The sequence below is a fragment of the Halalkalibaculum sp. DA384 genome (assembly GCF_043951955.1).
Classification (GTDB): domain Bacteria; phylum Bacteroidota; class Rhodothermia; order Balneolales; family Balneolaceae; genus JAMQKA01.
The window spans coordinates 137,337-159,962 of sequence record NZ_JBINJE010000004.1 but is presented as its reverse complement, the minus strand read 5'-3'; the positions used below and the strand labels follow the sequence as shown (position 1 = coordinate 159,962).

Sequence of the window (22,626 nt, the reverse complement as noted above, 5' to 3'; positions counted from 1 at the left end):
ATCCAATTTAAAATTTCAGCGGTTTAAACGTCAGACTTTCGCCATTATCCACCTTGTCTTGGTATTTTTCCCAGTCAAACTCGTAGAGGTAGGCTCCCTTTTTGGAGTATTTTTTTTGCTTTTCATCCGTTTTATTCAGCACATCCGTCGAAAGTATGCGGCGGCGAAAATTTCGTTTGTCGAGCTTGGTTTCATAGATATCCTCATACAGGATCTGCAGCTCCGGCATCGTAAATCTTTCGGGCAGCAGTTCAAACCCGACCGGTTCGTGGGAGGCCCGGTATTTCAGTCTCGCTTTGGCCGCTTCCACCATCTCGGAGTGATCGAAAATAAGGTCGGGCAGATCTTCAATCGGAAACCAGCGGGCGCCATACTCCTCCACCAGCTCCTTGTCATGATCTTTTATATTGATCAGCGCGTAATAGGCAATCGAAATCGTGCGCTCCACCGGGTCTCGGTCTACCTCCCCGAACCCGTAGAGTTGCTCCAGGTATACATTTTTAAGCCCGGTCAGTTTGTGCAAAATGCGGTGAGCTGCCTCATCCAGGCTCTCCTCCCGCTTCAGGAAGCCTCCCATCAGCGACCATCGGCCCTTTTCAGGTTCAAAATCCCGCTTGACAAGCAACAGTTTCAGCCCATTTCTGTCGAACCCAAAAATAATACAGTCCAGGGCCACTAAAATTCGATCGTGCTCTTTATAATGGTTTTTCATACGTATTCGTACTGCTTAATTACTGCTGTTATTCTGATTGCGTTTTTGCATTTTATCCTTTGCAAAATCTTCCTTTATACCGGCTTTCATCATCCAGATGGATTACGTTCTGCAGCTTGCCCACCCCCGGATATCAACAATGCGGTCGTTTTCGCAACTCTACGACAATAATGGATTTCAAATGTAAGTTCAATTATTACTGAAATTAAAAAACAACAAACCTGTACAGGTTGCGTAAACCCACGGTTTTTGAAAATTCCATTCTGGTCATTCATAGTGGACCTTTGGGGTGAACAATAGCCCCAAATTGAGCAAAGAAAACGGGCTGGAACGCGTCGCTGTAAAAATCCCGCTTTGTCCAGGCCCATACCAAGCTGGTTCTGTTTGGGAATTCAAGCTAAAAATTTATTTTCAAAAAAGCTCTCGGCTCTCTCCTGGAAATAAGACTTGGACTTACATCTTTTTTCCCTATAGATTAAACCCGGTCCGAAAATGACAGATATAATCTTTTTTTGATGAATCGTACTTTCCTTTTATTAGTTGTGATAGCCATCTTTTTGCTGCTTGGAATCTCCTATAGCTGTTCCCACCAAACAGACAAGGAGAAAACATCTGCTGCAGACAATTCTCAAGCTGCCCAATTTGTCGGAGTTGAAACATGCGGCTCATGCCACCAAAAACAGGTGGAAGACTGGGAAGGGTCTCACCACGACTATGCCATGAAAAAAGCCACTGATGAATATGTGCTGGGAAATTTTGACGATGTAACGTTCACGCACCGGGGGCGGCAATACCGCTTTTACCGCCGGGCAGATCAGTTTATGGTAGAAGCCCCGGGACCTGACGGAGAGAACAACCATTATCAGGTAGCCTATACTTTTGGCTGGGAACCGCTGCAGCAATATCTGATCGACTTTGGCAAAGGAAAATTCCAGGCCCTGAATATCGCCTGGGATACGGAAAAAGAGGAGTGGTTTGCCCTGAATCCTGATGAGGATATACAACATGGCGACTGGCTGCACTGGACCGGTGGCGCGATGAACTGGAATACGATGTGTGCCGACTGCCATTCGACCAATCTTCAGCAAAATTACATCGCCGAGGCGGATTCCTTTCACACCACCTGGTCAAGCATCAACGTGAGCTGCGAGTCGTGCCACGGGGCCGGCAAGGAGCATGTTGAGTTCATGCAGTCGGAACAGGCCCGGGAGGCTACCATAGACCGAATCCGCAACGACTTGAAGATGACGGGACAGACCGGGCAGGTGGATCTGGTCAACCAGTGTGCGCCCTGCCACGCCCTGCGGGAAAAGCTGACCCCGGGATATGATCACAACGGAGCGTTCCTGGACCATTTTAGTCCCACTCTGCCACACCCCGAAGCCTATTTCGCCGATGGCCAGATCAGGGATGAAGTCTATGTTTACGGGTCGTTCCTGCAAAGCAAAATGTACAAGCAGGGGGTGGAATGCGTGGACTGCCATAATCCCCATACGCTGCAGCTGAAACAAAATGTTACCGACAATACGTTGTGCATGCAGTGCCACGAACCGAGATACAACAGCCGGGAGCATCACTTTCACGAACCAAACACCGAGAGCTCGCAATGTATCAATTGCCATATGCCCGGCCGATATTATATGGAGGTCGACTTTCGAAGGGATCACAGCTTCAGGGTACCCCGGCCCGACCTGACCCGGAAGTTCGGCAACCCCAACGCGTGTAACGACTGCCATGACGATCAGTCGGCCGAGTGGGCCGCCAACAGCATAGAACAGTGGTATGGGCCAGACCGCCCCAACCATTTTTCCCAAACCTTTCTCCGCGCCGACTCGCTGGGTCCCGAGACGATTCCTGAACTTCAGGAAGTAATCTCTGACACGGCCCAAAATGACATCGTCCGTGCAACAACAGCATGGTATCTCGGGCAGTTTGGCACCCGCGAAAGCCTGGATATTCTTGAACAATACACCACCGATGAAAGTGCGCTGGTCCGCAACAGTGCCGTGCGAGCCCTGGCCGCACTTCCTGCAGAAATGAAACAGGTCCCTTTGCAGGATGCGCTGGATGACTCGAGCCGTGCGGTAAGGCTGGGGGCCGCCCGGGGACTGGCTGAATTTTCAGTACAGGATATTGCATTTAACCTCAAGCAGGCGTTCAACGAGGCAATTTCGGAGTACCGTGAGTACCTGCAGACCAATCAATATTTTCCCCAGGGACAGATGAACCTGGGGCAATTCTATGAGAACCAGGGCCAAACGGAAAAAGCGATCAGCGCCTACAGGAGTGCGATTCAAAAAGATCCTTATTTCAACCCCGCGCGGATAAACCTTGCATACCTCTACAATCAGATCGGGGAAAACCAGGAAGCTGAACAGCTCCTGGAAAAAGTTATCGAACAGGAACCATCATACGGGCCGGCCCATTATTCCCTGGCTCTTGTACTGGCGGAACAATCAGAGATCTCACAGGCCCTGCCCCATTTTGAGCGGGCGGCCTCCCTGATGCCCGATCACCACCGCGTCCGATACAACTGGGCTATTTCACTGCAGCGATTAAACCAGCCGGAGCAATCAGAAAAAGTATATAAACAGGCGATAAGCCTGGCCCCTCAAAATGCCGAATACCTGTACGGGATCTGCACGCTGTATATTCAGCAGAACCAGTACCGGGAAGCATTGCCCTATGCCGAAAAACTGACAACGCTGTATCCGCAGAACCAGCGGTTTTCCCAGCTTCTGAACATGGTTAAAAGCAGAATTACGGATTAGACCCGGATTGAGGAACGCTTCAAACTTCCTATAGATTTACTATATACCTTTAGCGTCCAACAGAAATTTTTTGGTAGGTATACATGACTTCCCTAACTGCACAGAACGGAGGATATGTCACAAAATCATTCGGTAATTTTGTCAACTATTCTTTTGCTCGCTGCTATGACCTATTTTTCGGGATGTGCCGCGCAACGGGAAACGGTCACTCTCCCGGTTGATGCGCCCGGTTCTTTCTCTCAGACCGGGACCCCTCAACTGCCCGAGAGGTGGTGGACCTCTTTTGAGGATGAAAAGCTCAATACCATGATTGATACGGCGCTGACCACTAATTTTGGCTTAAAAACCGCCTGGCAGCGGCTCCGCGCCTCCCAGGCGGTGGTCAACCGTGAATCTTCTGCCCTCTTTCCGGATCTCGAGGCAACCGCACAGGGAGAAGTAACCGACGGTGCGACAAGCGGTCCCCCAGGCGAAAATATCGGGCTTGGCCTCAGCTCCGTTTACGAGGTCGACCTCTGGGGGCGCATACGCTCCAGCGTGGAAGCCGAAGAATTTCGCGCCGAAGCCTCATTCACCGATTACCAGGCTGCCGCCCTGTCCCTGTCGGCAGAGATCGTCAACACGTGGTACCGGCTTGTGGAGGCACATAGTCAGCGGAGCCTGGTTGAACAACAGATCGAGACCAACCGGCAAGTGCTGGAACTGCTGGAAAATCGCCTGGGAACCGGCCAGATACAGGGAGTGGACATTATACGCCAGCGGCAGCTTCTGGAGTCGACAATCGAACAACGCACGTACGCGGAAGCTGACATTCAGGTGCTGGAACATCAACTGGCCGTATTACTGGGCCGTTCTCCCCAGGCTCAACAGGTCACCGTCCCCGACAGCTTGCCGGAACTTCCTCCCCTGCCAGACACCGGCATCCCGACAAACCTGGTGCGACAGCGTCCTGATGTACAAAGCGCCTTTTACCGCCTCCAGGCGGCCGATCGCGATCTGGCTTCCGCAATCAGCAATCAATATCCGCGACTGACTCTTTCCGCCTCTGTTTCCACCGCTGCTGATAACGCCGGGAATCTCTTTGAAGACTGGGCGCTTTCGTTCGCAGGAAACCTGGTGGCTCCCCTCCTGTATGGAGGAGAACTCAGTGCCGAGGTCGATCGCGTGGAAGCGGTAAAGCAGCAACGATTATATGAGTACGGGCAAACGGTCCTAACTGCATTTCGGGAGGTGGAAGACGCGCTGGTCCTGGAACAGCAACAGTCTGAAAGTATCGACCACATTGAAGAACAAGTCACCCTAGCCCGCGATGCTTATGAACAGCTTCGTCTGCAGTACCTGAATGGTACCAGTAACTATCTGGATGTTCTCACGGCCCTGGATGAAGTTCAGCAGTTGCGCCGGGATCTTATTTCCGCAAGACTGGCACGAATAGAGTACCGGATTGGCCTGTACCGGGCGCTTGCGGGTTCATTTGAAACAGCTCGTGAGAGCGGAAATTAATCGCAATAATCCATCAATTGCAATGAAGCTGGGTCTCCAATCGATCTTTTAAATTCCGAGATCCGCCTCAAAATCAACGAACACGCTCACATGCATTGGAAAAAAACATTACTCATCTGTTGTGCAATCCTGCTTTTTGGAGGAGCGGCAACTACACTGATTTTCTCCACCGAGCCCACGGCCCAGCGTACTGGTGCCACCCAGCAGACCGCCATGCTCGTTGATGTCATCGAGGTTCAGCGGGGGACTTATGAACCGACCATCAGAGCCATGGGCACTGTAATGCCCTCTCAGGATATCACGTTAAGTCCCCGCGTGAGTGGCCAGGTTATGGAGCGTTCACCCAACTTTACCCCCGGTGGATATGTAGAAAAGGGGGAAACGCTGCTCCAGCTCGATCCCTCCGATTACGAGAACACCCTTCAGCAGCGCGAAAGCGACCTCAGCCAGGCTATGTCAGACCTGAAAATTGAGATGGGTCGTCAAAATGTGGCGCAACAGGATTACCAGCTACTCAGCGATACGCTCTCGGAAGAAAACAGAGAGCTTGTGCTCCGGGAACCCCAGCTGGAGGCCGCACGGTCTGAAGTTCAGTCGGCGCGCGCCGCTGTTCAACAGGCAGAACTGGACCTGGAACGGACAACGATCAAGGCACCCTTCGACGCCCATATCCTGAGCCGTAATGTAAATGTGGGCTCGCAGGTTGCCCCCGGCGACAACCTGGGGCGCCTCGTTGGCTTAGATACCTACTGGGTGGAGGCCACGGTTCCGTTGTCTCAACTCCGGTGGCTCTCCTTTCCATCTGACCGGGATCAGGGTTCAGAAGTCAGGATTATAAATAGAACGGCCTGGGATGAAGGAGAATACCGCCTGGGACACTTATTCCGACTGGTGGGCTCGCTGGAAAATAAAACACGCATGGCGCGCGTGCTGATAACGGTCCGCGATCCCCAGTCATACCAGACCGGCAATACCGGTCTGCCCCGGCTGATAATCGGTTCCTTTGTGGAATCGAATATCAAGGCTGATGCGATCGCCAACGTGTTCCGCCTAAACCGGGACTACCTGCGTCAAAACGATACCGTGTGGGTAATGGAGGATGGTGAGCTGAGCATACGTGATGTTGACATCGTCTTCAGGGATGCCGAATACGCCTATATCAGGGGCGGCCTCAACGAGCAGGACCAGGTGGTGACAACGAATCTTTCAACCGTAACTGATGGCGCTCCCCTGCGCCTCCAGGGTTCCGGCGACAGTGAAACAGAACAGGATTCCGTACAAACGGATATCCAGTAACACCGGGATTAAAATGCAATCTTCATGAAGGTTCAGGATAAATGAGCAATTCTGATTCACATACCAACCGGGATTCCGACTATTCGGGACCGATAGCCTATATGGCGCGTAATCCTATTGCTGCCAACCTCTTGATGATTATCTTGATCGGCGGCGGCATCTGGACGATGTTCAATATCCAGAAAGAGGTTTTCCCGCAGTACCAGCTGGATATGGTGGAAGTGAGTGTCGTCTATCCGGGAGCCGCCCCCGCTGAAGTTGAACAGGGAATTTTACGGCCCGTGGAAGAAGCGATACGGGGTGTACAGGGCATTAAGGAGGTCACCTCCAGTGCCGATGAGGGTTCGGGCGAAGTGATGATTGAACTGGTTGCGGGAACCGACCGAATGAAGACGTTCCAGGATATCGACCAGGCCGTGAACCGCATACGAACTTTTCCCGATGATATTGAAGAGCCGGAAGTACGGCTGCAGTCAAACCAGCAGGAAGTGATGACCATCGGGCTGTACGGCGATGCGGATATCTGGACCCTCCGCAAACTGGCCGAAAATGTGCGCGACCAGATGCTGAGCACCCCGGAGATCACTCAGGTTGAAATCGGGAATGTACCCGATTATGTCACCCACGTGGAAATTCCCCGAAACCGGCTCCGGGAGTACGATCTCACGCTGCAGGATGTGGCCGACATTATCGCCAGCTCCAGCGAGGATATCCCCGCCGGGGCGGTGGAAACCAACGCCGGTGAAATTCTCTTGCGCATGCAGGAACGCAAACAGTGGGCAGAAGACTACGGCACTATTGAAGTGATCTCCTCCGATATGGGCAGCAACCTGACGCTGGCAGACCTGGCCAAAATTACGGACGGATTTGAGGAGACGGGATTCCACGGGGAGTTCAACCGGCAGCCGTCCATCGATCTTGAAATTTACCGGATCGGGGAGCAGTCTCCCCTGGAGATTGCCGCTGCCGTTCGGACTGTCCTGGAGGAGGCCGAACCCTCCTTTCCCCCGGGCGTCCAATACCGCATTGACAGCAGCAGCGCCCAGGACTACAGCGAACGCCTCTCCCTGCTTACGGAAAACGGCGTTATCGCGATCCTGATCGTCATATTCATCCTGGCCCTGTTCCTTGAATACCGGCTGGCATTCTGGGTCATGATGGGGATGACGATCTCTTTTATCGGCGGACTGCTTTTCCTGCCGGTCATTGGGCTGAGCATCAACATGATATCGATGTTCGGATTCCTGGTGGTGCTGGGCATTGTGGTCGATGACGCGATTGTGGTTGGCGAAAATGTATATGAGTACCGTCAGAAGGGGCTGAGTTTCCTCGATGCCGCCATAGAGGGAGCAAAAGATATCGGCAAGCCGGTTACGTTCAGTATCTTTACCAATATTGTCGCCTTTATCCCCCTGTTGTTCATCCCCGGCACAACCGGTAAATACTGGTGGCCCCTGCCTGCGGTGGTTATCGTTGTGCTGGCCGTCTCCCTGTTTGAAGCCCTGTTTATACTGCCTGCCCACCTGGCACACAGTTCAACAGAAGAGAGCAGGTTCAAACTCGGGAAAACCCTGCATCGCTGGCAACAGTCATTTGCAGATCGCTTTAACCGGTTTATCGATACCTACTACCGTTCATTCCTGGAGCTCAGTCTCCGCAACCGCTACATCACGTTAAGCACCGCCATCGCCCTGCTCGTGGTGGTCGGTGGCTATGGCTACAGCGATCACATGGGCATGGTGATGATGCCCGAGGTCTCCGCCGACGAAATCGAGGCGGGAGCAAGTCTGCCGGTCGGTACAACCCCGGCACAGGCTGCACTGGTCGCCGAGGAGATCACCAACTCCACCCACCAGATGTTTGAGGAGCACAACCTTTTTGAGGTGGCAGAGGGTATCAAAACCAACGTGCGGGGACAAAGCTTTATCGATGTTGAAATTGTGATGAAACCGCCCGGGGAGCGCGACATGACGGCCCAGCAGCTTATTGAACTCTGGCGGAACCAGATCGGTGACATTGAGGGACTCGACCAGATCACCTTTGAAGCTGAGCGGGGGCCTGCGGGCTACCTGCCGGATATCAGTGTGGACCTGAGTCATTCCGACATCGAGGTACTGGAGGCGGCCAGCGAGGCTTTCATGCAACAGGTTGAATCTTTTGAGGAAACCCGCGATGTCAGTGACAACTACAATCGCGGCAAGACGCAGTTTGATTTCAAACTCCTGCCCGAAGGGCGCAAACTCGGGTTGACGCCGGCCGATGTCGGAGAACAGCTGCGAAATTCATTTTACGGCGCCCTTGCCATGCGCCAGCTGCGGGGTACAAACGAGATTGAAGTTCGCGTAAAGCTGCCTAAACAGCAGCGCGAGGACATCTACCACCTGGAGGACCTGGTCATCAAAACGCCGGCAGGGACTGACGTCCCCCTGATGGATGTGGTTGAAGTTGAGGAGGGTCAGGCGTTCACCACCATCAACCGCAGGGATGGACGCCGGGTGGTATCGGTCAGTATGGATGCTGAACCGGCCAATGCAGTAAGCCGGGTACTGGCCTCCATACAGTCGGAGGTGCTCCCCCAGCTGCGGCAGGACTTCCCGGGCATTACCTGGAGTTTTGAGGGAAGCCAGGCCGAGATGCGCGAATCCACGCAGGCCCTGTGGGGAGGATTTGCCCTGGCTATGATTGTGATCTACGCACTGCTTGCCATCGCATTCAGCAGCTACCTGCAGCCGCTCATTGTCATGGGTGCAATTCCCTTCGGCATTGTAGGAGCTGTAATCGGGCATATCCTGCTGGGCTACGACCTTTCACTGGTCAGCCTGATGGGGGTCATCGCACTCTCGGGGGTTGTACTGAACGACTCCCTGATCATGATCGATTATGCAAACAAGAAGCGGGCGGACCTGTCGGTCTTCGATGCCATTCACGAAGCCGGGCTAAGACGCTTCAGGCCCATTATCCTGACCACGTTTACCACCTTTGGCGGGCTTACCCCGATTATCCTGGAGACCTCCCGGCAGGCGTATCACCTGATACCGATGGCGATATCCCTCGGCTTTGGAATTGTGTTTGCCACCTCTATTATTCTCGTAATCGTACCCTGCCTGTACCTTATTCTCGAAGATGTGTTGGCCCAGTTCAAAACGGCCTGAAATAAATGGGAAAAGACCCTACTCATCGGCTGCAGCGGGTTCTTTCGCTGCAGCTATCTGTTCGCTGTTTTCTTCCTTCTCCTTGACAGCACGGGCCTGCTCGGCGGGACTGGCAAATAAGATCCACAAATACTCCTTCCACCCGGAGGCTTCTTTAATATCCTTCCAGATATCGATAAATTCGTGGAATACTAGGTACACCGGGTTATACGATTCGGGCGGTTTCGTTATGCCGTAATTCGGCGTATTCAGCTCGGGTTGAAACGTACCGAACATTCGGTCCCATATAATAAATGTAGAGCCGTAGTTTTTGTCCAGATAGTGATCATCCTTGGCATGGTGCACGCGATGGTGAGAAGGGGTTGTAAAAATAAACTCAATGGGCCGCGGCAGCTTGTCAATCATTTCAGTATGAATCCAGAACTGGTAAAGCACCGCAATCTGGTGACAGATAAAAAAGACCACCGGATGAAAACCCGCCATTGCCACAGGCAGAAAAAAGATCACTTTGAAACCCTGAACCCAGGAAAGACGAAAAGAAACGGAAAAATTATACTGCTCGGAAGAGTGATGAGGGACATGCGTTGCCCACCAGATCCGCTGTTCGTGGGCAATGCGGTGCGCCCAATACCGGCAAAAATCCAAAAACACAAAACAGAGCGGGTAAGACCACCAGGTATGCGGTACACGCCAAGGCATCATGTTATAGAAAAAGAGTATCAGCCCAAAGATACTTACCTTGGTGAGAGAGCTGACAATGATATTGCCGATGCCGATCGCCGTGGAAGCCCAAAAATCTTTTGTATCATACCGATCCTTCTTTTGGTAATAACTTATACCCCATTCGAGAAACACGAGGGCAAACATTACCGGGGCTGCATAAATAATGATGGGCGGCAGGCCCATGTTCATAAGTTCTTCTAGAGTAATCAGTTCTGGCATATGACTTTAAAAAATTTTATCAGGGGCGTCGTAAAATCACCGTTTTACCGGGCTCTCCGGGTATTTGAAAATTCTCAATAATTATCCGGGAATGCGATTCTGCATCCGACCAGGGATTGGCCTGAACAAACCACCGGAGATCAACGCCCTCTGTCACAAGAGTTAAAGAGGACTAAAGCTATCAGTTATAATTATGAATCAAAAAATTTAATTCCGTGGAATTTACCTGACAGGTTGCAGTGTTAATAAAACCAATTATTAAGATTAAAACATGACTATGAAAAATTTTTTACCTGTTATCGGTATCCTCCTTTTGATTTTGCCGGTTACAACAGCAGCACAAAACGCTGATGAGGACCCACGGGCCCGCGAAATATTTGAGGAGGTCGACCAGCGCCGCGAGCGGATTGATTACGAGACGGCCGACATGCAGATGATTATCTACGATGCCCGGGGTCGCACCCGCAACCGGCAAATTCAGTCTTTCAGTTACAACAGGAATGAAACAAGTCGATCCCTGCTGGTTTTTGAGGAGCCCGCCAACGTCAGGGGAACGGCCTTTCTCACTCTCAGTGAAGGAAGCGACGAAGTCCAGAAACTCTACCTGCCGGCCCTCCAGCGTATCAAAATCATTTCGGCTTCAGAACAGGGTGACCGGTTTATGGGCAGCGATTTCACCTACGAGGACCTGGGAGACCGCCAGCCGGAAGATTACCGATTCCAGATGCATGCGGAAACAGATACCTCCTACGTACTGCGCGCCGAGAAAAGGGATCAAAGTCAATATGCCTGGCTTTATTTCCATGTAGATCCTGATCGCTACGTGGTAGAGAAGATTGAATATTTCAATGCACAAGGCGACATGATCAAGCGGCTGGAGGCCACCGGTCATGAGCAGGTCCTGGAGGGAGTCTGGCAGGCCGGTGCCATGGTGATGCATGACCTGACGGAAAATCGGAAAACCGAGCTCCGCTGGAGCGACCGCACCATCGGAACCCCGATACCGGAATGGAGATTTACCGATCGGGGATTGCGGCGCGGAATAAACTGAACGAGCGGGAATTGAAAATATATGCCCCCGGGCTCACTTTTAATCTGCTTTTTTAAGCTCCTTACCGGCGGGTTTAACCGTAAGAACCGGCATATCCACGTGCTGGGCTACTTTTTCAGTTGTGGAACCGAGAAAGAAGTGGGCAAGTCCGCTGTGCCCGTGTGTGGTCATAACGATCAGGTCGGCATTGTCCGGGGCATAATTTTCAATTTCATAATGGGCTGAAAGCCCTTTTGCTATAACGGTATTCAGCTGTATGGCTTTAGGGTTTACTCCCTCTGTTATTAAAATCTGATCCTCAAATTCCCGGTCGCCCCGCTGTACGGTAATCCCATCCTGGCCGGTCTCAGAAAGGTATTCAGTCAATTTCTCAAGGATGGCTTGGTAGAGGTCAGACTCTTCGGTATTGCCGGGATTTCGTTCCAGGCTTTCCGACAAGGTTCCGTAGAGCTCCAACACATGGAAGAGCGTGATCCGGGCACCGTAGGTATCAGCGAGGGCCAGCGCCACCGGCAGGCATGCAAATGAAAGCGAAGATGCATCTGTTGGCAGCAATATATTTTTAATGCCCTCCGGTTTCAGGCGGTTATCAACCGTAAATACCGGTACCGCTGAGTAACGGATCACTTTTTCGGTAATGCTACCGCGCAGCAGATCTGAACTGTGCTCCCCCCTTGCTGCCATTACAACAAGATCATAGCCGTTATCCGAGGCGAACTCCGCTATCGCTTTCGATGGTTTCCGCTCAATTCGCACGAGCGCATCGCCCTTGTTTTCCTCCTTCAGATAATCCGCCATAAATCCCTTCAGGCGGTGCTGCGCCCCATCCTTGACATGAGGATACAGGTCTTCATCAAAATTCAGGGGAACTCCCAGTTTGTTAATACTTTCGCTAAAATATTTCAGCGTGGGCACAATATGTATCATATCTACCCGTGCCCCTAACTTTGACGCCAGTTCCTGAGCATGGGTATAAGCAGAAATCGCCTCGTCAGAAAAATCGGTGGGCACTAATATTTTTTTAATCTCCATCATGGTAATCTCCCTTTTGGATCAACACTTGAATTTACAGATGTATCTACGCAAAGTTCTTCATCAATTGGTCATTTTTTCAGTACAACAAAAAGTAACATACAAATATGAATTTACGATCAATTTTTAAAATTGGTCGTACGAGAATACAGCCTATTCCAACTCTGTTGACCGCAGGTAGTCAAGTCCCCCAACCATGGCCAGACCAATTATCATGCCGATAATGCCACTCCAAAAATGTTGGGTGCCGGCGTCTTCCCTCGTCAGGTACGGGATGTAGGGGGTCGTCTTGATCATTTTCTGCTTTATCGTCTGGATTTCAACCCGTTTCTCCGGGCCGTCGGTCTTTACTGGTCCCAGCCGCTCGTATTCCGGCCGGTTTTTATCGGGACCATGCTCTCGCAATGTTTCTGCCCGTGGATGGTCGTAATCCACAATTTCTGTTTTCCGTACCGTTTCGTGGTATGTACGGTCTTGATACGGCCAGATAACGTAAAGCGACCCGATCAAAAAACCGATAAGCACTGCCAGGGTAAAACCGTAATAACGGTCCAGCAGCCAGGAAAGCAGCCGCGAAAACAGGGCCAGTCCTACTGCCGCGCCTGCAAAAAAGGTGAGCAATACCAGTACCGGTTCCAGCGATTCGCCCAATGCCGCCACCTGCGACAGGATGTAGTCGTATTTGCGGAGTATAAGCAGAAGATATGAGCCAGAAATGCCGGGCAGAATCATGGCACATATGGCAATGGAGCCGCTAAAAAAAACGAACAGGCTCGTTTCCGGCGTATCGGTGGGTACCAGCGTCACCACCCAGAACCCGACCAGCGTTCCGAACAGGATAAACAGACCATGCCTCCAATCCAGGGCGTCTATCACTTTTACGAGAATATAGATTGATCCCACGATAAGCCCGAAAAAAAGTCCGAAAATCAACTCCGGTTTTGTGAACATGTAGACTTGCAGTGGTACCACGCGGGTAAAGAAGATGATGGCCAGGACAATGCCACTGAACAGCATAAACAAGAATTTCCAGTGCACCACCTGGAACGCCGCCTGCCAGCGGAAGGTCAACAAACGGGTGAGAAACCGGGTATTGGCACTTTTAATAGCATTGATCAGGCGCTCATAAATACCCAGGATAAGGGCCAGAGTCCCCCCGCTCACGCCGGGTACGATATCCGCCGAGCCCATCAAAAAACCCTTGACAAGCAGGAGCGGCCACTCTTTCCATGATGTGGATTCTAAGTCTGTATTTTCTGTTGCAGGCGACGTCTGAGTTTCTTCTTCTCCAACCACAATGTTAGTAACAACGACCAATGAACAGGTGCCGGTTATTCATTGCTCCGGTTTCCGATTAACGTAAATATTCAATATGGCGGTGGTAAGTTATCAAGATATGCGTAATACGCAACACCAAATTAAACCCTGAAAAAGATGGCAGGCAACCAGCTGTTCTCATCACTGATCCTCGCCTACTCGTTCCACCCCTTCTCCCCGATCAGCGGAACAAACTTGAAATCCTTGTAGTTTTCCTCTTCAAACTCATCTTCCCGAATCTTGATAATACGTTTCATCACCTGGCGTGTTGAGCTCCCCACCGGTATCACAAGCCGCCCGTTTACATTCAGTTGTTTTACCAGCTCATCGGGTACGACCGGCGCACCTGCGGTTACCACGATGGCGTCATACGGGGCATACGCGGACCAACCCATCGTTCCGTCTCCCAGTTTGAGCTGCACTTTGTACCCCAGCTCGCGGAGGGTGGAGCGCGCCCGCTCGTAGAGTTCCTTGTGCCGTTCAATGGTATACACCTCGGCTCCCAGCTCACACAAAATCGCGGCCTGGTATCCCGAACCGGTCCCGATCTCCAGTACCTTTTCGCCCGGCTTTGCTTCCAGCAGCTCCGTTTGCCGGGCTACCGTATAGGGCTGGGAGATAGTCTGTTCCTTCCCTATTGGCAGCGCCGTATCTTTGTACGCCCGGTCGGCCAGCGCCGTATCCACAAACTGGTGTCGGGGGACGATGCTGAACGCCTCCAGAACGCGTTCGTCCTTGATACCTTTGCTTCGCAGCGTATCCACCAGGCGACGCCGGCGCTGTTTGTATTTCAGATCTCCATGACCGGATCCCAAATTTAGCATATAGTATACTACTACCTATTTAGAAAATGCGTTTCAACAACTCTTCTAAACATAAGGAACTTGAACCAATAAAACGGATATTAATTTTACCGGCCTGCTGCCGGAAGACCTGTTTTCTGCAACAGCATCCCCCTCTCACGGGATAATAAACCAAGTCGATCTCTCCCCGAATCCCATAAATTTTAATGTGCCGGGCGCGGTTTATTTACTTAAATTGCGTTTCAAAAATCTGTTCATTTTTATTCTCATCATCCATGAAAACGTTTGCCAAGATATTTGCCGGAGTTCTGCTATTCATCGTTGTAGCCCTTATCGCGCTCAACCTTTATTTTACCGACGAACGGTTGAAACAGACCATCATGCCCTATGTGGATGAGAGTCTCGGTCGCCCGGTGCAGGTTGAGTCGATCTCACTGACATTTTTCAGGACATTTCCACGTCCCGGGGTCCGTATCCAGCAGCTGAGCGTTCCCGGTGATACGCCCTCCGATACGCTGCTCGCGCTGGATGAATTCGTGGCAAGCGTGGAGCTTTTCTCCCTGTTTGGGAACCAGATAAACATTGCCGAAATACGGCTGCAAAATCCCCGGTTTACCTACCGCATACATGCCGACAGCACCACAAATATCGACTTCCTGCTGGAAGGGGAAGCCGACACCACTGCCGAAGCGGAGGGGTTAGAACTGAACATCCCGCGGTTTTCAGTAACAGGTGGCAATTTTGGATTTGAGGATGCGACCAGCAGTGCCTCCATACGTATGGACAATCTGAATGCCGATATCTCTTTGCAGTATGCCGATGTAATCAACAGTTCGGTAGATATAGACCTCGGAGGACTTACGATCCAGGTCGACAGCAGCCGATACGTGAACCGGCTGCCGCTCAGCCTTGCCCAGAGCTCATCAATCGACATGGAAAATGAGACGCTTAACCTGGAAAGCGGCACCTTTTCTATCCGGGGACTGGCCCTGAACCTGACGGGATCCATCCGGAACTGGAGTGCCGACCAGCCGGCGATAGATCTCGATTTCAGCTCGTCATCCGACAACTTCGGGGAGCTTTTACGGCTGCTTCCCGATGCGTACCAGGAACAGGCAAGCGGACTCGAAACAAGGGGAACCCTCTCGATCGCCGGTCATGTAACCGGAACCGTCGGGGGTGAAGCGCTCCCCTCTTTCGCTGCCGATATTGACGTTACAGATGGATACTTGAAAAACCCGGATCTCCCGGAGCCGATCCAGGATATCCGGTTGCAGGCCAGTGCTTCCAATGAGCTCATAACACTTGAAACGTTTGAAGCCACCGCGGGTTCGAACCAAATTTCAGCCAGTGGCAAGCTGGAACAGCCTCTTAGTGACGAAGCCCCGTTCACCGCAAAGATCAACGGTGATGTAGACCTGGGAACCGTAGAGCAATTTTATCCGCTCGGGGAATTCTCCATTGATCAGCTGGGAGGAACACTAACGGTCAACGCCGTAGCCAACGGGCGGCTTGATCAACCGGAAGCAGCCACGTTTAACGGGGACCTCAACCTCTCCGAAGGGTTGCTCAAATACGCCGACGTACCGAGACCGATAGAAAATATTTCGATTGATGCGACGGCCAGTCAGGACCTGCTCACCATCAACTCCTTTAGCCTGAATGCTGCTCAAAACAGGCTTTCCCTGCAGGGTCAAATAACAGAACCACTGGACGAAGCCAACCGCTCCGTAGATTTGACGACAGACCTTTACTTTGACCTGGCCAGCATAAAGGAGTTCTACCCGATTGACGAGGATACGCTGCAACTGCGGGGAGAGCTCACTGCACAAGCAATCCTGAAGGGCTCCACCGGGCAGATAGAGCAGGCGGTCCAAAGCGGATCCATTGAACTGAACAACGGGTATATCGCACACAAGCAACTGGGACAGCCGCTGGAGGATATTACGCTCAATTCAACCCTGGAGGGCAACCGACTCTCCGTCACGCGTGCCAGCTTCCGTTCCGGGCAAAATGATCTCAGTTTATCCGGTACTGTTACCGATTATCTCAGTGAAAATCCCGTCATCGATCTTCGCGTGCAGGGAAATGCACAGTTTGCAGAAATTCAACACTACTACGACCTGCGCCCCACCATATCCGAACTCACCGGCAGTGGTCAACTTGATCTGTCGGTCCGGGGCCCCCTGCAAACGCCTGAGAATCTTATATTTAACGGCAGTGCCACTGTCAACGATGTGAACATGAGTGGTGATTCACTGGGTCAGCCTGTCAACAATCTCAACGGCGTTCTGAAACTAACTCCCAAATCCGTTGACCTGACTGGCCTCAGCTTTGATCTTGGCTCTTCAGACCTACACCTGGAGGGCTCACTTCAAAACTATATGGAATACCTCAAGCTGAAGGAAGACCGTACAGCCACGCCCGCTCTATCCGGCAATTTCCAAAGCGATCACTTCAATATGGATGAGCTTATCGACTGGGAGGACACCACCGCTGCCACCCCGATACCCATAGAACTGCCCGACCTTACAAGTTCGGTTACCGCGAATATCAGAACCCTGGTAATTACCGGCGTCACCATGAACAACCTGGAGGCACAGGCCGGGACCACGCCCACGCGGATAACCCTGGATCGCGCCTCCATCGAACTCTTCGACGGCACCGCTTCCGGCTCTTTCATTTGGGAGGTGCCACAGCCAGATCGAACAAACCTGAACTTCAAGGGACAGCTGGAGGGACTTGACCTGGATGCGTTCTTCAGGGAGTACCAGGTGCTTGGAGAAAAAAACAATTTTCACGAGCATGTCACCGGATCTTTCAGCGCCGATATCGATTACTACTCCGAGCTGGATGTCTACCTCGAACCCGATATTTCCACCACGGAAATGGACGGCACCTTCACCATGACCAAGTCGCGCATAAAGGGGCATCCGGTACAAGAAAGCGTTGCAACGCTTTTAAAAACTGATGAATTACGAAACATCGCTCTGGATGAATCACAAACGCGGTTTTCACTCAGCAACAGCGTCATGACCATTGAAAACCTGGGGCTCACCAGTGGAGATATCGGGGCCGAGATGAGCGGTACGAGGCATCTGGTTACCAATGACATCGACTACCAGCTGAAGGTCTACCTGCCGGGGCGATTCCGCGGGCGTATTGCCTCCGTTATATCTTCACAGGCGGTAGAGGCCCTTACCCAGGAAAACGGTACCATCCTGGTACCCCTTCGGGTAACCGGCACGCAAGAGGATCCCAATATCCGTCCAGACCAGGAGATGATACAACCGATACTCAAGGATATGCTTAAAGACAAGGCGGGCGATGCCATTCGGAATCTATTCGGGAATTAGCCTGCATTTCTAACCAAGAAATTGGTTTGTATGCAAGGCGATGGGAATATCGGGAACCGAAACGCATCCCTATACGTAGAGTGAGCGATTTCCATCATCAACGAAACAATTTCGCAACCGGCTACCCACTGTAATAGTATTTTTGGTGTTTAAATCATTATGCTGATTTAAACACCAACTACTGGTTTTCAGAGGGGACTCGTTTTGTGATTCCGTGTCAAGGTATTTAAAAACAATTCTTCAGGGCAAATATACGAAGGGCAAGGTTGCTTTTTTACGCATCACGCATTTTGCAAGTAAACCCAACCCCGAAATTACCGCTTTTTTACCACTTGACGCGAATGACTTCAAACGCTTCGGCGTAATCCGCTTTCACTTGCACGCCCCGTACTTTTGCGAGTCCCCTGATGAATTCCTCTGTAAAGTAGTTTCGATTCTTTTTTACCTGTGACTCATACACCGTCAAGATCTCCCATTTCTTGTCGATCTGCTCTTTTGTCAACGTGACGAACGCCTGGGCAGAAAACGTGATGTGGTTCCACGGCAGCTCATATCCCCAGACGGTAATTTCCTTAAACGCCCGCAGGCCCTCTTTATTGACGACCTGGTGATCCTGGTGCAGGTCGCTTCCCGAGGGCAATAACACCATTTCAGGCTCAATTTTCCTCTTCAACTTAACCAGCTCTTCCAGCACTTCCTGTCGGGAATAGTTGAGTTTTCGAACCTGGTAGTCATAAACATACCGGCGCTCCCCCGGAATATTTAGAATATCCATTGCGGCGTTAAACTCTTTTCGCAGCAGATCCGGATCGCTGCCGGGTGGCAAAGAGGCACGGGCCGTGGAGAATACGGCGACATGCACCTCCACGCCGTTATCCAGCATTCGCACAATCGTGCCCCCGCACCCCAGCTCCGCGTCGTCGGTATGGGGAGCCAGCACCAATACTTTATTAAGCCCGGTAATATCTGTCATGTCAAAAAATCCTCTATTTGCGTATGTTTGATTGAGCCATCACCAAAAGAAGGAAGGTACCGATTTGCATGAAAGCCATCAACGTCATAAATCCCGGTAAAAAATCATCGCTGGAGATCCGGCATGTAGCCACTCCCGAGCCTGATCCCCATGAGATACTTGTCAAAATTGAGGCCACTGCCCTCAACCGTGCAGACCTGCTGCAACGGCAGGGAAAATATCCTGCTCCAGAGGGTGCCAGCAATATCCTGGGACTGGAAATGGCGGGCATCGTGGAAAAAATCGGGTCCGAAGTATCGGAGTGGCATCCCGATGATTTTGTATTTTCCCTGCTGCCGGGCGGCGGTTATGCCGAATTCTGCGTCATTCCCGCCGATATGGCGATGCCGGTTCCCGGGAACCTGTCATTTACGGAAGCGGCGGCGATCCCGGAAACATTTTTAACAGCGTACCAGGCCCTGAAATGGGTGGGAGAGATCCGTGAAAACGAGACCGTTTTAATCCATGCAGCCGGCAGCGGCGTCGGTACCTCCGCTATCCAACTGTGCCGCCACCTGTTCAATACCCGGGTTTTGGCCACAGCCGGTAAAAAGCGCAAACTGGAAACGGCCCGGGAGCTCGGCGCCGATTTTACCTATAATTACAAGAGGAATGATTGGGCGCAACAGGTGGAGCAGGAGCTGGGCAAGCATGCTGCAGACCTGATCCTCGACTTTGTTGGCGCTTCCTACTGGAATCAGAACATCAGCGTGCTGGCAGAAGACGGGCGACTGGTGCTGCTCGCAATGCTCGGAGGTACAAAAGTAACCAGGATGAACCTCATCCCGATCCTTTCCCGGCGCTTGTCGATCAGGGGCTCCACCCTGCGGGCTCGGTCGAATGCCTACAAAATTGAACTGACCCGCGAATTTTCCAACCGGGCACTACCCCTGTTTGAACAGGGTATCATCCACCCCGTAATCGATTCAGTATACGACTGGCGGGAGGCAGAAGAGGCCCACCAGCGGATGGCTGAAAATAAGAATACAGGCAAAATTGTGCTTACGGGGATGTAGAAGAGGGATGTGCACTATTAATAAAGCGAAAACCCAATTACCCTGTAGCACTCCCGGTCGGTAAACGTTGCATTTTATGCCACCCGCCCATTTGAATTTTCTTACAAGATATTCTCCCCAGCCTCTGTTATCTTTGACCAGCTAATTGAACAAATATTATTACAAGTACTTATTCATGGCGCAACCCAAATACCGTACTCACGTTGGAATGGTAGACATCCTGCCCGGAGAAGTTGAAAAGTGGCAAACGATAGAACGAATTATCCACGAAGAAGCTCAGAAATTTAATTTTGAGGAGATTCGCACCCCCATACTGGAACAGACCGAGCTGATCGCCCGCGGCATTGGCCAGCTTACCGATATCGTCTCGAAAGAGATGTTTGCTTTTGAACGGGGCGACGACCAGTACGTGCTCCGCCCGGAGTGTACCGCTCCCGTGGTTCGGGCGTTTGTAGAGCATCACCTCGAGCAGCGCGGCGGCACCCAAAACCTGTACTACATCGGGCCGATGTTCCGCGCCGAAAAACCGCAGAAAGGGCGCCAGCGCCAGTTTCACCAGTTCGGTGCCGAAATACTGGGCAGCGACGATCCCATCGCCGACGTGGAGTGCATGGCGTTTATGATGAGCGTCTATGAAAGGGTGGGAATCACCAACACCAGTCTGAAGATCAACTCGGTCGGCGATCCCGAAAGCCGCGATGCCTACAAGAAAGCGCTTGCTGACTATTTCACCCCTCACAAGAATGAGCTGAGCCAGGTTTCTCAAAACCGTCTCGAAAAAAATCCGCTGCGAATCCTGGATTCCAAGGAGGAGGAAGATCAGACGCTGGTTGCCGAGGCGCCTGTGATCGGGGATTTCCTGAACAAAGAATCGGCTGACCATTACCGCAAGGTTAAGCAGTACCTGGATGAACTGGGGCTCGCCTATGACGAAGATCCCCACCTCGTGCGGGGACTCGATTACTACACCCGTACGGCGTTTGAACTGGTCAGCCCCGATTTGGGAGCCCAGGATGCCCTTGCGGGCGGTGGCCGGTACGATCTTCTGGTTGAGGAAGTAGGCGGGCAACCGACCCCTGCCGTGGGATTCGCAGCGGGAATAGAGCGGTTAATACTGGCTTGTGATGAGCTCGGTATCAAGCTTTCGAAACCCAAATCGGTGGACCTCTACATTGTTACCATCGGAGACAAAGCTCGCAGCTGGGCGCTTCAGCAACTGCCCATATTTCGGCAGGAGGGATTTTCCGCAACCATGGATTATGCCGGGCGCTCCATCAAATCACAGATGAAAGATGCCGACCGGGAGAACGCCCGTTACACAATTATAGTGGGAGAAAATGAACTGAATGAAGGAACATTCACCTTTCGCGACATGGAGGCCAGTGAAGAAACGCAGCTTCCAGTTGAGGAGATCCTGGACAGGCTTGAAAAGAAACTGGATCCACAGGAGTAGATTAAAGAGGTTTGTGTGCAAAAAAATTTTTCAACGACCTCTTGAACCAGGACAGCAGGAACAACAGGGGATTTTACAAAAAGCGGGATTTAACCTGCATTTCTCACCAAAAAATTGGTTTTTATGCAAGGCGAAGTAGTAATCGCAAGCGAGAGCAAGACGTATGCTGATACCTTGAGCGGGCGATCCCCAAATTCAACGCAGCAGATGTGCCAATTTCAAAGTCCGCTAACCCTGCCATAGTATTTTCGGTCGGGAAATCAATATAAATCATTGTAATTCATAGTATTACAATGATTCAAAATTATTCTCGCGGGAATGCAGGTTAGAAGCCTTTACATTCGCTAATTTTATACCTCTTCTCCTGCAAAGACCGCTTTCATATAATCTCGTCGCATTTCGGCGATAGCAGAGATTGAGATCCCTTTCGGGCAAACCGCTTCGCACTCGGCAAAGTTGGAGCAGTCGCCAAATCCTTCTTTCTCCATCTGTTCAACCATCGCCACTGTTCGCCGTTTCTTTTCAGGTTCGCCCTGGGGAAGCCGATTCAGGTGAGCAAGTTTCGCTCCCGTAAAAAGTGAGGCGGATGAGTTGGGACAAGCCGCAACGCAGGCCCCGCACCCGATACAGGTCGCATAGTCAAAAGCGGTGTCCGCTGTCGCTTTTTCGATCGGAATGGCGTTGGCATCCGGTGCCGAACCCGTTTTCGTAGAGACGTACCCCCCGGCCTCAATAATTCGGTCAAAGGCGCTGCGATCTACGACCAGGTCCCTGATTACGGGAAATGCTTTGGCCCGGAACGGTTCCACCACAATGGTGTCGCCGTCGTCGTAGTTGCGCATGTGCAGCTGGCAGGTACAAGTCATCGCCTTGGGACCGTGGGCCGTTCCGTTGATCACCAGGTTACAGGACCCACAAATTCCCTCCCGGCAGTCATAGTCAAACTCAACAGGTACTTTGCCCTCTGCAACAAGCTTTTCATTCAACACATCCAGCATCTCCAGAAAAGACATATGCTCATTGACATTATCCAGGGTGTAATCAACCAGCTTGCCCGGCTTGTCAGGACCTTCCTGCCGCCAGATCTTCAGATGTATGGTCATTGTCTCTGCCATAATTAAAATATTTTTATCAGGAAACGCGGTTCATCGTTTTACGGATCGAGCGTATTTGCGATTTACGTTGAATCCGCGTCAACTCTGTTCAATTC

Annotated in this window: 15 protein-coding genes; 8 read left to right on the top strand and 7 right to left on the bottom strand. The window is 51.6% G+C overall.

The features are described from left to right. Positions 1–7 precede the first annotated feature (7 nt). Positions 8–712 (bottom strand): NrtR DNA-binding winged helix domain-containing protein, encoded by a 705-nt coding sequence (locus ACG2E4_RS04165; protein ID WP_395260777.1) that lies wholly within the window; start codon positions 710–712, stop codon positions 8–10. A 515-nt stretch (positions 713–1,227) separates the two neighbouring features. Here ACG2E4_RS04165 and ACG2E4_RS04160 point away from each other — a divergent pair. The 4 genes from ACG2E4_RS04160 (at position 1,228) to ACG2E4_RS04145 (ending at position 9,434) form a co-directional block, all read left to right on the top strand. Continuing rightward, entirely contained in the window at positions 1,228–3,483 is a 2,256-nt protein-coding gene (locus ACG2E4_RS04160) for a tetratricopeptide repeat protein (protein ID WP_395260779.1), read from the top strand. A gap of 114 nt (positions 3,484–3,597) precedes the next feature. Next, positions 3,598–4,986: an efflux transporter outer membrane subunit gene (locus ACG2E4_RS04155; protein ID WP_395260781.1), complete on the top strand. Its 1,389-nt coding sequence runs from the start codon at positions 3,598–3,600 to the stop codon at positions 4,984–4,986. 90 nt (positions 4,987–5,076) lie between these two features. Then, positions 5,077–6,282: an efflux RND transporter periplasmic adaptor subunit gene (locus ACG2E4_RS04150; RefSeq protein WP_395260782.1), complete on the top strand. Its 1,206-nt coding sequence runs from the start codon at positions 5,077–5,079 to the stop codon at positions 6,280–6,282. 41 nt (positions 6,283–6,323) lie between these two features. Further along, entirely contained in the window at positions 6,324–9,434 is a 3,111-nt protein-coding gene (locus ACG2E4_RS04145) for an efflux RND transporter permease subunit (protein ID WP_395260784.1), read from the top strand. Between the two features lie 18 nt (positions 9,435–9,452). Here the strand turns inward: ACG2E4_RS04145 and ACG2E4_RS04140 are convergent, their stop codons facing one another. Beyond that, on the bottom strand, positions 9,453–10,376 hold the full coding sequence (locus ACG2E4_RS04140; RefSeq protein WP_395260786.1) for a sterol desaturase family protein: 924 nt from the start codon (positions 10,374–10,376) through the stop codon (positions 9,453–9,455). A gap of 277 nt (positions 10,377–10,653) precedes the next feature. On the opposite strand from ACG2E4_RS04140, the gene ACG2E4_RS04135 reads away from it, so the two are divergent. Next, positions 10,654–11,427 carry an outer membrane lipoprotein-sorting protein gene (locus ACG2E4_RS04135; RefSeq protein ID WP_395275773.1) on the top strand — a complete coding sequence of 258 codons (774 nt, stop codon included), beginning with the start codon at positions 10,654–10,656 and terminating at the stop codon, positions 11,425–11,427. Between the two features lie 39 nt (positions 11,428–11,466). Here ACG2E4_RS04135 and ACG2E4_RS04130 read toward each other — a convergent pair whose 3' ends face one another. The 3 genes from ACG2E4_RS04130 to ACG2E4_RS04120 form a co-directional block, all read right to left on the bottom strand. Further along, complete coding sequence (locus tag ACG2E4_RS04130; protein WP_395275772.1) at positions 11,467–12,462, bottom strand: universal stress protein; 996 nt, start codon at positions 12,460–12,462, stop codon at positions 11,467–11,469. A gap of 150 nt (positions 12,463–12,612) precedes the next feature. Further along, positions 12,613–13,755 carry a DUF368 domain-containing protein gene (locus tag ACG2E4_RS04125; RefSeq protein ID WP_395275771.1) on the bottom strand — a complete coding sequence of 381 codons (1,143 nt, stop codon included), beginning with the start codon at positions 13,753–13,755 and terminating at the stop codon, positions 12,613–12,615. Between the two features lie 176 nt (positions 13,756–13,931). Further along, positions 13,932–14,600: a protein-L-isoaspartate(D-aspartate) O-methyltransferase gene (locus tag ACG2E4_RS04120; protein WP_395260794.1), complete on the bottom strand. Its 669-nt coding sequence runs from the start codon at positions 14,598–14,600 to the stop codon at positions 13,932–13,934. A gap of 254 nt (positions 14,601–14,854) precedes the next feature. Between ACG2E4_RS04120 and ACG2E4_RS04115 the strand changes: the two genes are divergently transcribed. Beyond that, complete coding sequence (locus ACG2E4_RS04115) at positions 14,855–17,935, top strand: AsmA-like C-terminal region-containing protein (RefSeq protein WP_395275770.1); 3,081 nt, start codon at positions 14,855–14,857, stop codon at positions 17,933–17,935. Between the two features lie 325 nt (positions 17,936–18,260). Here ACG2E4_RS04115 and ACG2E4_RS04110 read toward each other — a convergent pair whose 3' ends face one another. Further along, positions 18,261–18,908: a PIG-L deacetylase family protein gene (locus tag ACG2E4_RS04110; RefSeq protein ID WP_395260798.1), complete on the bottom strand. Its 648-nt coding sequence runs from the start codon at positions 18,906–18,908 to the stop codon at positions 18,261–18,263. Between the two features lie 68 nt (positions 18,909–18,976). On the opposite strand from ACG2E4_RS04110, the gene ACG2E4_RS04105 reads away from it, so the two are divergent. Together ACG2E4_RS04105 and hisS are read left to right on the top strand one after the other, a co-directional pair. Further along, a complete protein-coding gene (locus tag ACG2E4_RS04105) occupies positions 18,977–19,963 on the top strand; it encodes an NAD(P)H-quinone oxidoreductase (protein WP_395275769.1) in 987 nt (328 codons plus the stop codon). A gap of 175 nt (positions 19,964–20,138) precedes the next feature. After that, complete coding sequence (hisS, locus tag ACG2E4_RS04100) at positions 20,139–21,416, top strand: histidine--tRNA ligase (RefSeq protein ID WP_395275768.1); 1,278 nt, start codon at positions 20,139–20,141, stop codon at positions 21,414–21,416. 350 nt (positions 21,417–21,766) lie between these two features. Here the strand turns inward: hisS and ACG2E4_RS04095 are convergent, their stop codons facing one another. Beyond that, complete coding sequence (locus ACG2E4_RS04095; RefSeq protein ID WP_395260802.1) at positions 21,767–22,531, bottom strand: succinate dehydrogenase/fumarate reductase iron-sulfur subunit; 765 nt, start codon at positions 22,529–22,531, stop codon at positions 21,767–21,769. Positions 22,532–22,626: the final 95 nt, after the last annotated feature.

Coding starts and splice junctions, on each gene's coding strand:
- ACG2E4_RS04165 (WP_395260777.1), bottom strand. CDS start 712: ATGAAAAACCATTATAAAGAGCACGATCGAATTTTAGTGGCCCTGGAC.
- ACG2E4_RS04160 (WP_395260779.1), top strand. CDS start 1,228: ATGAATCGTACTTTCCTTTTATTAGTTGTGATAGCCATCTTTTTGCTG.
- ACG2E4_RS04155 (WP_395260781.1), top strand. CDS start 3,598: ATGTCACAAAATCATTCGGTAATTTTGTCAACTATTCTTTTGCTCGCT.
- ACG2E4_RS04150 (WP_395260782.1), top strand. CDS start 5,077: ATGCATTGGAAAAAAACATTACTCATCTGTTGTGCAATCCTGCTTTTT.
- ACG2E4_RS04145 (WP_395260784.1), top strand. CDS start 6,324: ATGAGCAATTCTGATTCACATACCAACCGGGATTCCGACTATTCGGGA.
- ACG2E4_RS04140 (WP_395260786.1), bottom strand. CDS start 10,376: ATGCCAGAACTGATTACTCTAGAAGAACTTATGAACATGGGCCTGCCG.
- ACG2E4_RS04135 (WP_395275773.1), top strand. CDS start 10,654: ATGAAAAATTTTTTACCTGTTATCGGTATCCTCCTTTTGATTTTGCCG.
- ACG2E4_RS04130 (WP_395275772.1), bottom strand. CDS start 12,462: ATGATGGAGATTAAAAAAATATTAGTGCCCACCGATTTTTCTGACGAG.
- ACG2E4_RS04120 (WP_395260794.1), bottom strand. CDS start 14,600: ATGCTAAATTTGGGATCCGGTCATGGAGATCTGAAATACAAACAGCGC.
- ACG2E4_RS04115 (WP_395275770.1), top strand. CDS start 14,855: ATGAAAACGTTTGCCAAGATATTTGCCGGAGTTCTGCTATTCATCGTT.
- ACG2E4_RS04110 (WP_395260798.1), bottom strand. CDS start 18,908: ATGACAGATATTACCGGGCTTAATAAAGTATTGGTGCTGGCTCCCCAT.
- ACG2E4_RS04105 (WP_395275769.1), top strand. CDS start 18,977: ATGAAAGCCATCAACGTCATAAATCCCGGTAAAAAATCATCGCTGGAG.
- hisS (WP_395275768.1), top strand. CDS start 20,139: ATGGCGCAACCCAAATACCGTACTCACGTTGGAATGGTAGACATCCTG.
- ACG2E4_RS04095 (WP_395260802.1), bottom strand. CDS start 22,531: ATGGCAGAGACAATGACCATACATCTGAAGATCTGGCGGCAGGAAGGT.